We start from the raw sequence: 13,024 nt of genomic DNA on the forward strand, positions 1-13,024 counted from the left end.
GTCAGATCTCCATGCCCAGCATCTTGGCCACCGTGTGCACGTCCTTGTCGCCGCGGCCGGACAGGTTGACGATGACGATCTGGTCCTTGTCCATTGACGGCACGATCTTCATCGCATGGGCGATGGCGTGCGCCGATTCCAGCGCCGGGATGATGCCTTCGACGCGGGTGGTCAGCTGGAAGGCCTCCAGCGCCTCGTCGTCGAGGATCGGCTCATACTGGACGCGGCCCGTGTCGCGCAGCCAGGAATGCTCGGGCCCGACGCCAGGATAATCGAGGCCGGCCGAGATCGAATGACCGTCGAGGATCTGGCCGTCCGAATTCTGCAACAGATAGGTGCGGTTGCCGTGCAGCACGCCTGGCTTGCCGGCATTCATCGAGGCGCAGTGCTCGACGCCGTCGAGGCCGCGGCCGCCGGCCTCGATGCCGATGATGCGGACCTGGCTGTCGTCGAGGAAGGGATGGAAGAGGCCGATGGCGTTGGAGCCACCGCCGACGGCGGCGATGATCACATCCGGCAGGCGGCCTTCCTGCTCCAGTATCTGGGCGCGTGCTTCCGTGCCGATCACCGACTGGAACTCGCGCACCAGCTCGGGATAGGGGTGCGGGCCGGCGGCGGTGCCGATCAGGTAATAGGTATCCTCGACGTTTGTGACCCAGTCACGCAGCGCCTCGTTCATGGCATCCTTCAGCGTGCCGTGGCCGGCGGTGACCGGCCGCACCTCGGCGCCAAGCAGCTTCATGCGGAAGACGTTGGGGCTCTGGCGGGCGACGTCGGTGGCGCCCATGTAGACGACGCAAGGATAGCCGAACCGGGCAGCCACGGTCGCCGAGGCGACGCCGTGCTGGCCGGCGCCGGTCTCGGCGATGATGCGCTTCTTGCCCATGCGCTTGGCGAGCAGGATCTGGCCGAGGCAGTTGTTGATCTTGTGGGAGCCGGTGTGGTTCAGGTCCTCGCGCTTGAAATAGACCTTGGCGCCGCCCCCGAGGCCCTTCGCCGAGGAAACCTCACGAAGATGCTTGGTGAGGCCTTCGGCGAAATAGAGTTTTGAGGGCCGCCCGGCATAATGGGTGGACAGGTTCTGCAGCTCGGCCTTGAACTCCGGATCGTTCTTGGCCTTGTTCCACCGCTCTTCGAGATCGAGGATCAGCGGCATCAGCGTCTCGGCGACGAAGCGGCCGCCGAAAATGCCGAACATGCCCTGCTCGTCGGGCCCGGTGCGGAAGGAATTGGGCATGGCCGGCTTGTTCATCGCCGATCTCCTAAATATTGGCCTTTGAGTTGTTCAGGCGGCGCGATCGTCGCGCGCGGCCCTGACGGCCCGGAAAAACTGCTCGATCAGCGCCGGATCCTTGACGCCCGGAGCGCTTTCCACGCCCGACGAAATGTCTATCGCGGGCGGATTGGCCAGTCTCAGGGCATCGCCGACATTGGCGGCGTTGACCCCTCCGGAAAGCATGTAATCGAGGCCGGCGTCAAGGCCGGCAAGGATGCGCCAGTCGAAGGCGACGCCGTTGCCGCCCGGCAATTGCGACCCCTTGGGCGGCTTGGCGTCGAACATCAGGCGGTCGGCGATGCCGATATAGGGTTTGATCCGTTCGAGATCGGCCGCTTCGCCGACCGACAGCACCTTCATGACCGGCAGGCCGTAGCGCGCCTTCAGCTCCGCCACCCGCGCGGGGGTTTCGGATCCATGCAGCTGCAGCATGTCGGGGCGCATTTTGGCGACGATCTCGTCCAGGAAGGCATCGTCGGCATCGACGGTGACGGCGACCGCCTTGGCCTTTCCGGTTGCCGCCTGGCGCAGCCGGCCGGCGTCCGCAGGGTCGATGAAGCGCGGGCTTTTGGCGAAGAAGATGAAGCCGACATGGCTGGCGCCGCCGGCAAGGGCGGCGGCCATCGCGGCATCGGTCTTCAACCCGCAGATCTTGATGTCGAGCGTCATGGCGCGGGATTGGCACGAAACGGCCGAAGAGTCGAGAAAAAGCATGCTGTTGCCGGGCGATCAGAAAGCGCTAACTTGAATCTAAGGCAATGCAGGCGGGAGCAGACGACCATGGCCGACCAGACCGTCGCCGAACTCAGGCAGAAGATCGCGCAGGCGCGCGAGGTGATCGTCCATCTGATGGCGAAGTCCGACTTCAACGGCGCCGAGGCGCACCGGGCGCTCGACTATTTCGGCAGCGATGCCTTCGACAGCAACTTCCTGCCCTGGCCGCATCCGAGCGAGGAAGGGTTGCGGCCGGAGGAGCTCAACGCGGCGAACGATGATTGAGCATCCTATCGCCCGCCGCAGCTTCACCGTCTACTCGAACACGATCGCCTGCAGGGCGCCGCCATTGCGCTTCAGCCAGTCCTTGCAACGCTCGGTGTCGGGACAGAGCTTTTCGCACAGCTTCCAGAATTTCGGGCCGTGGTTCATCTCCTTCAGATGCGCGACCTCATGCGCCACCAGGTAGTTTATCACCGGCGGCGGCGCCATCATGATGCGCCACGAGAAGGAGAGATTGCCCTCCGAGGTGCATGACCCCCAGCGGCTGGAGGTATCCTTGTACCGGATCGCCTTGGCGTGCTTGCCGATCGCTTCGGTGTGCTTGACCACCAGCTTCTCGATCTCGCGCTTGGCCTCGCGTTTCAGATAGTCGGCGATTCGGCGCGGCAGGTGCACGCGCTCGCCATGGACGATCAGCAGCGGGCCGCGATCATCGCGCGCGATGGTGACGGTGCCGCGTTTCGCCGGCTCATGGACGATGCGATGCGGCACGCCGCGAATCGGGACCTTGATGCCGGGCCTGACCTGCGGGCGCGTCGGCACCTTGGCCAGGCGCTGCTCCAACCAGTCCTGATGACGGTCGAGGAACTTCTCCACCTCGCCGCGGCGCAAGCCGGGCGGCACGGTGATGCGCAGGCCCTGGCCGCCGGAATCGATGCGCAGCGTCAGCCGCCGGGCCCTGGCGCTCTCGACGATCTTGAGCGGCAGCGTGCGGCCGGCGACGCAGTGCTCGCGCTCCACGACGGGAGCGGGCTTGGGCTTGGTCAGGTTGCGAAAGAAGCCGATGGACATGGCTGGACGATACGCGATTCGAGGAAAACGGCCAGTGCGCTGAAGGGACTATGGAGAACAAAAAAGAAACGGCGCCGCTTTGCGCGACGCCGCATATGATACCGGGGCCTGTCGCCTGGCCTCAGTCGTCAAGCAGGTTGGTACCCTTGTCGTGATTTGGGGCAGTCTTTCCGGCCGTATCGTTCGTGGCGGTCGGCGCAGTCCGCTTGTTGCGTTCAGCCATGAACCGGTCGAACTCTTCCTGATCCTTGGCGCGGCGCAGCTCGCGGGCATATTCGTCGAACTCGTTCAGCATCTCGTCGAGCTTGCGGCGCTCCTCGGCGAGGCGCTCGAGCTCCTTCTCGCGCCAGTCGTCGAAAGCGACGTTGCCGGTGCGGGAAGAGCCGTGGCCCCAGCGGGCGGCCTTGTCGGAGCTGCGGCGGCAGCCGGCGAAGATGCCGTCGGTGGCGCGGTTGACGTCGCGCTTGAAGCCATCGAGCCGGTCGCCCCAGATGATGTAGGCGAGCATGGCGAAGCCGAGCGGCCAGAACACCATGAAGCCGATCACCATCAGCGCGATGGTCGCCGGCGTCCAGGCCGGACGGATCAATGCGGTTGTGTTCATTTCTCCCAATCCTTCCGTTGGAGACAGCCTGATCGGCTGCGTGGAATCGAAATGGGAAGGCGAAATCGGCGATTCAAGGCAAGGCCGCCCAAAACCGGCGAAACCGCTGAAATGATTATCGCTTTTTGAGTTTTTCGAGGAAAAGCACTGCTATTCCGGCTACCAGCCCCCAGAACGCCGCGCCGACACCGAAGAGCGTGAGCCCCGAGGCCGTTACCGCGAAGGTGACGGTCGCCGGCATGCGCTCGCCCGTGTCGTGGAGCGCGATCGACAGCGCGTTGGAAAGCGGCGCCATCAGCGCCAGGCCGGCGACCAGCACGATCAGGCTCTGCGGCAGGACGGCGAAGATCGCCACCAGCGAGGCGCCGAAGATGGCGAAGACCAGGTAGGCGAGCGCATAGAACGGGCCGGTCTTCCAGCGCTCGCCGGGATCCGGATGGACATCCGGGCCGGTGCAGATGGCGGCCGAGATCGCCGCCAGATTGGTGGTCGAAGCGCCGAACGGCGCCGAAAGCAGCGAAAAGAAGCCGGTGACGCCGATCAGCGGGCCGGGTTCCGGATGGTAGCCTGCCGCCTTCAGCACGGCGAGGCCGGACAGGTTCTGCGAGGCCATGGTGACGAGATAGAGCGGCAGGGCCAGGCCGACGATCGCCGAGACGGTGAACTGCGGCGCAATCAGCGTCAGCGTCGACAGTTCCGGCGCCGGCAGGCCGCCGACGCGGCCGGTGAGGAAGGCGGCAAGGCCGCCGCCGATCAGCACCACCAGCACCGACACCGCCGGGTTGAACAGCCGGATGACGAAGAAAGCGGCGATCAGCGGCAGGATCAGCCAGGGATCGGTCGGAATGGCCTTCACCGCATTGATGCCGAAGCCGACCAGGATGCCGGCCAGCATGCCGGAAGCCACCGAGGCGGGAATCATGGCGATCAGCCGGGTCAGCGGCTTGAACAGGCCGGTGGCGATCAACAGGATGCCGGTAACGATGAAGGCGCCGACGGCTTGCGGCATGGTGAAGCCGCTGGAGGCGGCGATCAGCGCCAGGCCGGGCGTCGACCAGGCGGTGATGACCGGCATCCTGGTGCGCCAGGACAGCCACAGGCATTCGACGGCCATGGCCAGGCAGATCGCCGTGACCCCGCTCGCGGTCTCGATCTGGGTGGCGCCGATCGCCTTGGCGGCGGCAATGACGATGGCCAGCGTGCCGCCAAAGCCGACGATCGCCGCGACGAAGGCCGATATCGGGATGGAAATACGCATCGTCAGGCGACCCGCTGGACCATGTCGCCGACGGCGCGCTTGAGCATGTCGAGATCCTCGGGGCGGGACAGGCGATGGTCGCCGTCGGGGATCAGCGACAGCGTGACGTCGTCCGCCGGCAGAAGGGCCGCGAGCTTCAGCGCATGGCCGGACGGCACGTCGGAATCGGCCAGGCCCTGCAGGATATGCACGGGGCAGTGGGTGTCGATCGGTCCGGTCATCACCCGGTTGGCGCGGCCGTCCTCGATCAGCGCGCGCGTGTAGATGTAGGGCTCGGCCGAATAGTCGGACGGCTCCTCAAAAAATCCCTTTTTCGAAAGGTCGCGCTTCTGTGCCTTGGTCAGCACCGGTTCGATCAATTCGACAGTAAAGTCCGGCGCCGGCGCAAGCAGCACAAGGCCGGCGACGCTGGTGTCGCCCGCCTTGCGCAATTCCTCCACCATGCGCAGCGCGATCCATGCCCCCATCGAGGAGCCGACCAGGATCTGCTTGCCCTTGCCGAAGCGCCGGAAGACGGCGAGGCTTTCGGCCAGCCATTTCGAGATCGTGCCGGCGGCGAAATCGCCGCCCGACTCACCATGCCCGGAATAATCGTGGCGCAGACAGGCGCGGCCTTCGCTGCCCGTCCAGGCCGACAGCGCCTCGGCCTTGGTGCCCAGCATGTCGGATTTGTAGCCGCCCAGCCAGACGATGCCCGGCGCTGAACCCGGTACGTGCCTGACCGCGATCTCCGATCCGTCGACGTCGATGAAAACTGGTGTGCTGGCGTTCATGACCTTGTCCTTCCAGGCCGGTCTTTTGGCACAACCGGCGGTTCGCCGGAAAGTGCTCGGGCCGTTTCTTCGCTTGGTGCAGGCGATGGCACACTTGCAGGTGATTTCCTGGCGAGGCTGTGCTATTGACTCCGGCCGCGCGCTCACCACATAGGCGCGTCCAAGCAATTGAACTCAAAGAACCCTGAACGAAACGGCCGAGGAGACCACGACCATTCGCAGACCTTTCAAAGCAGCGGCCCCCACTAAGGACGGTCCGCGCTCCAACCGAGACATCCGGGTCCCCCGAGTCCAGCTTATCGACGCCGAAGGCCAGAACCGTGGCGACGTTTCCATCAACGACGCATTGCTGCTCGCCGAAGAGGCCGGGCTCGATCTCGTCGAGATATCGCCCAATGCCGTGCCGCCCGTCGTCAAGATCCTCGATCTCGGCAAGCTGAAATACGCCAACCAGAAGAAGGCGGCCGAAGCGCGCAAGAACCAGAAGGTCATCGAGATCAAGGAGATCAAGATGCGCCCGAACATCGACAGCCATGACTACGAAACCAAGATGAAGGCCGTGCGGCGCTTCTTCGAGGAAGGCGACAAGGTCAAGCTGACGCTCCGCTTCCGCGGCCGCGAGATGGCGCATATGGAGCTCGGCATGCAACTCCTGAACAAGGTGCGCGAGGAAGTGGCGCCGATCGCCAAGGTAGAGGCCGAGCCGAAGCTCGAAGGCCGCCAGATGATGATGGTGCTGGCGCCCCGCTGACCGGCGGGCGCCTTCGCCTTTCCTTGCCTGTTCCGATAGGAGCGGTTCCCGAACAGGTCGTATCCATCACGGTTTCGGGAAATAGAGTTGACCGGCTCCTACGGCATCGTGCTCTAAAATCCGCCTGAATTGCGGAGCACGGCGTCCCGACGATCGGCCGGGCGCCTTATCCGATCGCCGCCAACCCCTCGACGATCGGACTGCAAATCATGGTCGATGACGTGAAATTCGCCAACGACAACCCACCTGCCGGAATGGGTGGCTACCAGCAGATGCGCCGCCTGGTGCTGGCGGTGCTGGTGGTCATGCTGTTCGCGGCATTGCTGTTCGGCCAGTCGACTTTCCCTCCGGACACGCCGATGCACGAGTCGATCGAGATGTTCGGCGTGCTGCTGATCTTCCTCGGCGTCGTCGGGCGCTTGTGGTCCACGCTCTATATCGGTGGGCGCAAGTCCTCCGAGGTGGTCACCGACGGGCCCTATTCGATCACCCGCAATCCGCTCTATGTGTTCTCGACCGTGGCCGCCGCCGGTGTCGGCGCGCAGATCGGTTCGTTCAGCGGCATCGTCCTGTTCGCGCTTCTGTGCGCGGGCGCATTCCATATCGTCATCCTGCGCGAGGAGAAATTCCTCAGGCAGGCGCTCGGCGCCCCTTACGAGGCCTATCTGGCGCGCGTGCCGCGCTTCTTTCCGAAGCTCTCGCTCTACCAGGAGGGCGACACCGGCGGCTTCAAGCCGCGCCTTTTGTTGAACACGCTGCTCGACGGGCTGGTGTTCCTGGTGGCGCTGCCGGCTTTCGAGCTGATCGACGGCGCGCAGCAGTCGGGGATGCTGCCGGTGTGGTTCCGCCTGCCGTAGGAACAGGTGATCTTCAGGTGAGGCCGGTCGACGCGGCCTGACCTGAAGCTCGACTCGTTCCTGCCGGCCGCAGTTTGTATCCGGCAGGACAGAGCGTCGCATCGGTTGAGGTGTTGCGCGCGCGCCCTGTTTGATCTATAGGACCGCCGTTCCAAGAAAACCGCCCGGCAGGGCATGCCGTGGCGGTTTCATTTGCTTTTCGGGCTTTGGTCGGCCCGAAGCGAACAAGAAGCGCAATGGTGCGCCACATTACGGAGTAGCAAAATGCCCAAGATGAAGACCAAATCGGCCGCCAAGAAGCGGTTCAAGATTACTGCCACCGGCAAGGTGCTGTCGGCTGCCGCCGGCAAGCGCCACGGCATGATCAAGCGTTCCAACAAGTTCATTCGCGATGCCCGCGGCACGATGGTTCTGGCTGAACCGGACGGCAAGAAGGTCATCAAGAATTTTCTGCCGAACGGCCTTTAAGCATTTCGGTCCGGAACAGCTTTTTGTTTTACGCAATTCCGAACGGAAAACCGCTAGGCACTTTTCCTGGAATTGCTTTTAAGGAGATCATGACATGGCACGCGTAAAGAGAGGCGTCACCGCCCACGCCAAGCACAAGAAGGTCCTGAAAGCCGCCAAGGGTTTCTACGGCCGCCGCAAGAACACCATCCGCATCGCCAAGCAGGCGGTGGAGAAGTCGCTGCAGTACGCCTATCGCGACCGCAAGAACCGCAAGCGCTCGTTCCGCGCGCTGTGGATCCAGCGCATCAACGCGGCGGTGCATGAGCACGGCCTGACCTATGGCCGCTTCATCGACGGCCTCAACAAGGCCGGCATCGAGATCGATCGCAAGATCCTGTCGGACATGGCCATCCACGAGCCGCAGGCTTTCGCAGCACTGGTCGCCAAGGCCAAGGTCGCGCTCGAATACTTGAAGAACACCACGCCGAATGCGTTTGAGAGCGCTGTAGCCTAACCAGCGTCTTCCCAAGCATATTCGCCACTTGATTTGGGAAACCCGCGCTGGCAGGGCTGGCGCGGGTTTTTCTTTGCTTCCAATCGGGTCCGGAACATGAGCGACATGGAAACTCTCGAAAATTCCCTGATGGCCGATATCGCTTCGGCAGCCGACGAGCAGGCGATCGAGGCGGTGCGCGTCTCGGCGCTGGGCAAGAAGGGCTCGGTCTCCGAAATGCTGAAGACGCTCGGCGCCATGAGCGCCGAGGAGCGGCAGGTGAAGGGCCCGGCGATCAATGGGCTGAAGAATCGCGTCACCGAAGCGCTGACGGCGCGCAAGGCGGAATTGAAGGACGTGGCGATCGCCGCCAGGCTCGCGGCCGAGACCCTCGACGTGACGCTGCCGGTGCGGCAGTCGCCGGCCGAGCGCGGCCGTATCCATCCGATCAGCCAGGTGATCGACGAGATCGCGGCGATCTTCGGCGACCTCGGCTTCTCGATCGCCGAAGGCCCGGACATCGAGACCGACTACTACAATTTCACCGCACTCAACTTCCCCGAGGGACATCCGGCGCGCGAGATGCACGACACCTTCTTCTTCCAGCCGGACGAGACGGGCGAGCGCAAGCTGTTGCGCACGCACACCTCGCCCGTGCAGATCCGCACCATGGAGCGGCAGAAGCCGCCGATCCGCATCGTCATCCCCGGCAAGACCTACCGGCAGGATTCGGACGCCACGCATTCGCCGATGTTCCACCAGGTCGAGGGACTGGTGATCGACAAAACCGCCAACATCGCCAACATGAAGTGGGTGCTGGAGGAGTTCTGCAAGGCCTTCTTCGAGGTGCCGAGCGTCAAGATGCGTTTCCGGCCGTCCTTCTTCCCGTTCACCGAGCCCAGCCTTGAGGTCGACATCCAGTGCGACCGTTCGCGTCCGGGCGAAGTGCGCTTCGGCGAAGGCTCCGACTGGATGGAGATCCTGGGCTGCGGCATGGTCCATCCCAATGTGCTGCGTCACGGCGGGCTCGATCCCGACGAGTACCAGGGCTTCGCCTGGGGCATGGGCATCGACCGCATCGCCATGCTGAAATACGGCATGCCGGACCTGCGCGCCTTCTTCGACGCCGATGTGCGCTGGCTCACGCATTACGGCTTCCGCCCGCTCGACCTGCCGACGCTGTTCGGGGGGCTGTCGACATGACTGCCCCGCACACCGGCGGCTGCCGCTGCGGCGCGGTGCGGTTCGAAGCGTCAGCCGAGCCGCACCACATCAGCTATTGCCATTGCAGCGATTGCCGACGCGCCAGCGGCGCGCCGGTGTCGGCCTTTGTCGGCTTCATGGCCGACCAGGTCGCGTTGGACGGCAAGGCGCTGAAGAGGTTCGAGAACGGCCCGGTGACGCGCTCATTCTGCGGCATCTGCGGCTCGCCGATCGCCTATGTCGACGAGCGGCTGGCGGGCCACATCTATTTCACGCTCGGTTCGATGGACATGCCGGCCTATTTCAAGCCGACGCTGCATGCCCATGTGCGCGAGCAACTGCCCTTCCTGCACATGCCGGACGACCTGCCGCGCCATCTCAGGACCAGCGTGCCCCGGCCAGACGGACAATGGCCCAACGGGCAAAGACCAGACGGAACACAACCATGAAATTCACCCTCTCCTGGCTCAAGGATCATCTCGAGACCGACGCCTTGCTCGCCGAGATCGTCGAGCGGCTGACCGCGATCGGTCTCGAAGTCGAGCATGTCGACGACAAGGCGAGCCTGAAGCCCTTCGTCATCGCGAGGGTGCTGACGGCGGTGCAGCATCCCGACGCCGACCGGCTGCGCGTGCTGACCGTCGATACCGGCGACGGCAAGCCGCCGGTGCAGGTCGTGTGCGGCGCGCCGAACGCCCGCGCCGGCCTGATCGGCGCCTTCGCCGCGCCCGGCACCTATGTTCCCGGCATCGACGTGACGCTTTCCGTCGGCAAGATCCGCGGCGTCGAAAGCCACGGCATGATGTGCTCGGAGCGCGAGCTGGAAATCTCCGACGAGCACAACGGCATCATCGACCTGCCCGAGGAGGCGCCGGTCGGCACCAGCTTCGCGGCTTACGCGCATCTCGACGATCCGGTCATCGAGATCAATTTGACGCCGAACCGGCCGGATGCGACCAGCGTCTACGGCATCGCCCGCGATCTCGCGGCGAGCGGGCTCGGCCGCCTCACCGGCGGCGCGATCATGCCGCATGCCGGCGAAGGCATGTGCCCGGTCAAGGTCAAGATCGAGGCGCCGGAGCTCTGCCCCGGCTTCGCGCTGACGCTGGTGAGGGGCGTGAAGAACGGCCCGTCGCCGAAATGGCTGCAGCAACGGCTGCTCGCCATCGGCTTGCGCCCGATCAGCGCGCTGGTCGACATCACCAACTACGTCACCTTCGACCGCGGCCGGCCGCTGCACGTCTTCGACGCCAACAAGGTCGCCGGCAATCTCGTCGTGCGCCGCGCCAAGGACGGCGAGAAGGTGCTGGCGCTCGACGGGCGCGAATACACGCTGACGCCGGAGATGTGCGTGATCGCCGACGACAATGGTGTCGAATCGATCGCCGGCATCATGGGCGGCGAGCATTCGGGCTGCGACGATAACACCACCGACGTGCTGATCGAATCGGCGCTCTGGGACCCGATCACGACGGCGCGCACAGGCCGCACGCTCGGCATCATCAGCGATGCCCGCTACCGCTTCGAGCGCGGCGTCGATCCCGAATTCATGGTGCCCGGCGTCGAGCTCGCGACCAAGCTGGTGCTCGATTTCTGCGGCGGCACGCCGACGGAAATCGAAGTGGCTGGCTATGCCGGCCACAAGCCGAAGATCATCTTCTTCCCGCTTTCGGAAGTGAAGCGGCTGACCGGCATCGAGGTGCCGAGAGAGGAAGCGCTCGGCATCCTGACGCGGCTCGGCTTCGAGCCGCGCAGCTCCGGGGACGCCGTCGAGGTGAAGGTGCCGTCCTGGCGGCCGGATGTCGAGGGCAAGGCCGACCTCGTCGAGGAAGTGATGCGCATCCACGGCGTCGACAACATCCTGGCCCAGCCGCTTACCTCGCATGATGCGGTCAACGGCAGGATCCTGACCACGCTGCAGGTGCGCACCCGCGCCGCCAAGCGCGCGCTTGCCGTGCGCGGCATGATGGAGGCGGTCACCTGGTCGTTCATTCCGGCGAAGCACGCCGAGCTGTTCGGCGGCGGCCAGAACGGGCTGAAGCTCGCCAACCCGATCGCCGCCGACATGTCCTACATGCGGCCTTCGCTGCTGCCGGGGCTGATCGCTGCCGCGCAGCGCAATGCCGACCGCGGCATCGGCGATGTGGCGCTGTTCGAGGTATCCGGCACCTACGAAGGCGACCTGCCCGACCAGCAGCGCCGCGTTGCCGCCGGCGTGCGGCGCGGCACGGCCAAGCTCGACGGCTCCGGCCGCAGCTGGTCCGGCAATGCCGGTGCGGTCGGCGTGTTCGACGCCAAGGCCGACGCGATCGCGGCGCTCGAGGCCTGCGGCGCGCCGGTCGACCGGCTGCAGATCGAGCCCGGCGGCCCGGCCTGGTACCATCCCGGGCGCTCAGGCACCATCAAGCTCGGGCCGAAGACCGTGCTCGGCACCTTCGGCGAGTTCCATCCGAAGACGCTGGAAACGCTCGACGCTGGCGGGCCGCTCTGCGGCTTCGAGGTCTTTGTCGACGCCGTGCCGGAGCCGAAGGCCAAGCCGACGCGCACCAAGCCGAAGCTGGAGCTGTCGCCCTTCCAGGCGGTGAAGCGCGACTTCGCCTTCGTCGTCGACAGGTCGGTCGAGGCCGGCGCGCTGGTCAGGGCGGCGTTGGCCGCCGACAAGAAGCTGGTCACCGGCGTTTCGGTGTTCGACGTCTTCGAGGGCGCGACGCTCGGCGCTGCCAAGAAGTCGATCGCCATCGAAGTGTCGATCCAGCCGGTCGAAAAGACGCTGACCGACGAGGATTTCGAGGCGCTCGCAAAACGCATCGTCGAGAACGTCAACAAGCAGACGGGCGGCGTGCTGCGGGCGTAGGACATAGCCATTGCGCAGCGATGGCGAATCGCCCTCCAAAGGGCGATGCACCATCTCCGCTATTCCGGGCTTGCCTTCGACGAGCAGCGCGCGGCCTTCCTTGGCATCGTCGCGGCAGACCCTTTGCTGGCAGAGACGCTGGCTCGGGTGCGTGCGCTTGCCTTGCCGGACTGGCTGGTGGTTTCCGGCGCGCTCTACAACAGCGTCTGGAACCATCTGACCGGCAAGCCGCCAGGCTACGGCATCAAGGATGTCGACCTGTTCTATTTCGACGACGCCGACCTCTCCTACGAGGCCGAGGACGCGGTGATACGCAGGGCAGCGCGGCATTTCGATGGGCTGACGCTGCCGGTCGAGGTGCGCAACCAGGCGCGCGTGCATCTGTGGTATCCGGAGAAGTTCGGGCAAGACTGTCCGCGCTATACGAGCGCCGGTGAATCCGTCAGCTATTTTGCCTCGAAGACACATGCGGTCGGGGTGAGGTTCGGCCGCGACGGAGGGTTGGAGTTGGTGGCGCCGTTCGGGCTTGATGACCTCTTTTCATTTCGGATTACGCCGAACCGGGTGATGGACAATCGGCGAACGCATGAGGCGAAGGGAGCGCGGGCGAAGGAGTTCTGGCCGGAGACTACAGTGGTGCCTTGGTAGGCGCTAATTACCAACGCTCGAGTGGATAAAGAGCCCTTTGTCGGCGGGACAGCGCCCCCCTCTGTCCAG

The 13,024-nt window shown here is 64.9% G+C and carries 15 protein-coding genes; 9 read left to right on the forward strand and 6 right to left on the reverse strand.

Going from position 1 to position 13,024, the window contains the following annotated elements; genetic code table 11:
- Position 1 precedes the first annotated feature (1 nt).
- Together trpB and EN874_RS11475 are read right to left on the reverse strand one after the other, a co-directional pair.
- Positions 2-1,252 (reverse strand): tryptophan synthase subunit beta, encoded by a 1,251-nt coding sequence (gene trpB / locus EN874_RS11470; RefSeq protein WP_127424863.1) that lies wholly within the window; start codon positions 1,250-1,252, stop codon positions 2-4.
- Positions 1,253-1,285: 33 nt separating this feature from the next.
- Positions 1,286-1,945, reverse strand: coding sequence for a phosphoribosylanthranilate isomerase (locus EN874_RS11475; RefSeq protein ID WP_127425035.1), 660 nt, complete (start codon positions 1,943-1,945; stop codon positions 1,286-1,288).
- A 111-nt stretch (positions 1,946-2,056) separates the two neighbouring features.
- Here EN874_RS11475 and EN874_RS11480 point away from each other — a divergent pair, with 111 nt between their 5' ends.
- A complete protein-coding gene (locus EN874_RS11480) occupies positions 2,057-2,275 on the forward strand; it encodes a hypothetical protein (protein ID WP_126086544.1) in 219 nt (72 codons plus the stop codon).
- A 30-nt stretch (positions 2,276-2,305) separates the two neighbouring features.
- Here the strand turns inward: EN874_RS11480 and EN874_RS11485 are convergent, their stop codons facing one another.
- From EN874_RS11485 to EN874_RS11500, 4 genes are all read right to left on the reverse strand, one after another.
- Positions 2,306-3,064, reverse strand: coding sequence for a M48 family metallopeptidase (locus EN874_RS11485; RefSeq protein WP_127424864.1), 759 nt, complete (start codon positions 3,062-3,064; stop codon positions 2,306-2,308).
- A gap of 121 nt (positions 3,065-3,185) precedes the next feature.
- Positions 3,186-3,668, reverse strand: a complete 483-nt coding sequence (locus EN874_RS11490; RefSeq protein WP_126086546.1) for a DUF2852 domain-containing protein — start codon at positions 3,666-3,668, stop codon at positions 3,186-3,188.
- A 115-nt stretch (positions 3,669-3,783) separates the two neighbouring features.
- Complete coding sequence (locus tag EN874_RS11495) at positions 3,784-4,926, reverse strand: benzoate/H(+) symporter BenE family transporter (protein ID WP_127424865.1); 1,143 nt, start codon at positions 4,924-4,926, stop codon at positions 3,784-3,786.
- A gap of 2 nt (positions 4,927-4,928) precedes the next feature.
- Positions 4,929-5,699 (reverse strand): alpha/beta hydrolase, encoded by a 771-nt coding sequence (locus EN874_RS11500; protein ID WP_127424866.1) that lies wholly within the window; start codon positions 5,697-5,699, stop codon positions 4,929-4,931.
- Positions 5,700-5,913: 214 nt separating this feature from the next.
- On the opposite strand from EN874_RS11500, the gene infC reads away from it, so the two are divergent.
- The 8 genes from infC (at position 5,914) to EN874_RS11540 (ending at position 12,955) form a co-directional block, all read left to right on the forward strand.
- Positions 5,914-6,450: a translation initiation factor IF-3 gene (gene infC / locus EN874_RS11505; protein ID WP_081482097.1), complete on the forward strand. Its 537-nt coding sequence runs from the start codon at positions 5,914-5,916 to the stop codon at positions 6,448-6,450.
- Between the two features lie 209 nt (positions 6,451-6,659).
- Positions 6,660-7,307, forward strand: coding sequence for an isoprenylcysteine carboxylmethyltransferase family protein (locus EN874_RS11510; RefSeq protein ID WP_127424867.1), 648 nt, complete (start codon positions 6,660-6,662; stop codon positions 7,305-7,307).
- Between the two features lie 264 nt (positions 7,308-7,571).
- Positions 7,572-7,775, forward strand: coding sequence for a 50S ribosomal protein L35 (rpmI, locus tag EN874_RS11515; protein ID WP_027166935.1), 204 nt, complete (start codon positions 7,572-7,574; stop codon positions 7,773-7,775).
- Positions 7,776-7,869: 94 nt separating this feature from the next.
- A complete protein-coding gene (gene rplT, locus EN874_RS11520; protein WP_071100686.1) occupies positions 7,870-8,271 on the forward strand; it encodes a 50S ribosomal protein L20 in 402 nt (133 codons plus the stop codon).
- Between the two features lie 96 nt (positions 8,272-8,367).
- Positions 8,368-9,453 carry a phenylalanine--tRNA ligase subunit alpha gene (gene pheS / locus EN874_RS11525; protein ID WP_127424868.1) on the forward strand — a complete coding sequence of 362 codons (1,086 nt, stop codon included), beginning with the start codon at positions 8,368-8,370 and terminating at the stop codon, positions 9,451-9,453.
- Positions 9,450-9,902: a GFA family protein gene (locus EN874_RS11530; RefSeq protein WP_127424869.1), complete on the forward strand. Its 453-nt coding sequence runs from the start codon at positions 9,450-9,452 to the stop codon at positions 9,900-9,902. The genes pheS and EN874_RS11530 overlap by 4 nt, the downstream gene beginning before the upstream one ends.
- Positions 9,899-12,307, forward strand: coding sequence for a phenylalanine--tRNA ligase subunit beta (gene pheT, locus EN874_RS11535; protein WP_127424870.1), 2,409 nt, complete (start codon positions 9,899-9,901; stop codon positions 12,305-12,307). The genes EN874_RS11530 and pheT overlap by 4 nt, the downstream gene beginning before the upstream one ends.
- 45 nt (positions 12,308-12,352) lie before the next feature.
- Positions 12,353-12,955 carry a nucleotidyltransferase family protein gene (locus tag EN874_RS11540; RefSeq protein WP_127424871.1) on the forward strand — a complete coding sequence of 201 codons (603 nt, stop codon included), beginning with the start codon at positions 12,353-12,355 and terminating at the stop codon, positions 12,953-12,955.
- Positions 12,956-13,024 lie beyond the last annotated feature (69 nt).

The sequence above is a fragment of the Mesorhizobium sp. M1D.F.Ca.ET.231.01.1.1 genome, assembly GCF_003999155.2.
Taxonomy (GTDB): Bacteria; Pseudomonadota; Alphaproteobacteria; order Rhizobiales; family Rhizobiaceae; genus Mesorhizobium.

Excerpts from the sequence above, each read along its gene's own strand:
- trpB (WP_127424863.1), bottom strand. The coding sequence starts at position 1,252 with ATGAACAAGCCGGCCATGCCCAATTCCTTCCGCACCGGGCCCGACGAG.
- EN874_RS11475 (WP_127425035.1), bottom strand. The coding sequence starts at position 1,945 with ATGACGCTCGACATCAAGATCTGCGGGTTGAAGACCGATGCCGCGATG.
- EN874_RS11480 (WP_126086544.1), top strand. The coding sequence starts at position 2,057 with ATGGCCGACCAGACCGTCGCCGAACTCAGGCAGAAGATCGCGCAGGCG.
- EN874_RS11485 (WP_127424864.1), bottom strand. The coding sequence starts at position 3,064 with ATGTCCATCGGCTTCTTTCGCAACCTGACCAAGCCCAAGCCCGCTCCC.
- EN874_RS11490 (WP_126086546.1), bottom strand. The coding sequence starts at position 3,668 with ATGAACACAACCGCATTGATCCGTCCGGCCTGGACGCCGGCGACCATC.
- EN874_RS11495 (WP_127424865.1), bottom strand. The coding sequence starts at position 4,926 with ATGCGTATTTCCATCCCGATATCGGCCTTCGTCGCGGCGATCGTCGGC.
- EN874_RS11500 (WP_127424866.1), bottom strand. The coding sequence starts at position 5,699 with ATGAACGCCAGCACACCAGTTTTCATCGACGTCGACGGATCGGAGATC.
- EN874_RS11510 (WP_127424867.1), top strand. The coding sequence starts at position 6,660 with ATGGTCGATGACGTGAAATTCGCCAACGACAACCCACCTGCCGGAATG.
- rpmI (WP_027166935.1), top strand. The coding sequence starts at position 7,572 with ATGCCCAAGATGAAGACCAAATCGGCCGCCAAGAAGCGGTTCAAGATT.
- rplT (WP_071100686.1), top strand. The coding sequence starts at position 7,870 with ATGGCACGCGTAAAGAGAGGCGTCACCGCCCACGCCAAGCACAAGAAG.
- pheS (WP_127424868.1), top strand. The coding sequence starts at position 8,368 with ATGAGCGACATGGAAACTCTCGAAAATTCCCTGATGGCCGATATCGCT.
- EN874_RS11530 (WP_127424869.1), top strand. The coding sequence starts at position 9,450 with ATGACTGCCCCGCACACCGGCGGCTGCCGCTGCGGCGCGGTGCGGTTC.
- pheT (WP_127424870.1), top strand. The coding sequence starts at position 9,899 with ATGAAATTCACCCTCTCCTGGCTCAAGGATCATCTCGAGACCGACGCC.
- EN874_RS11540 (WP_127424871.1), top strand. The coding sequence starts at position 12,353 with ATGCACCATCTCCGCTATTCCGGGCTTGCCTTCGACGAGCAGCGCGCG.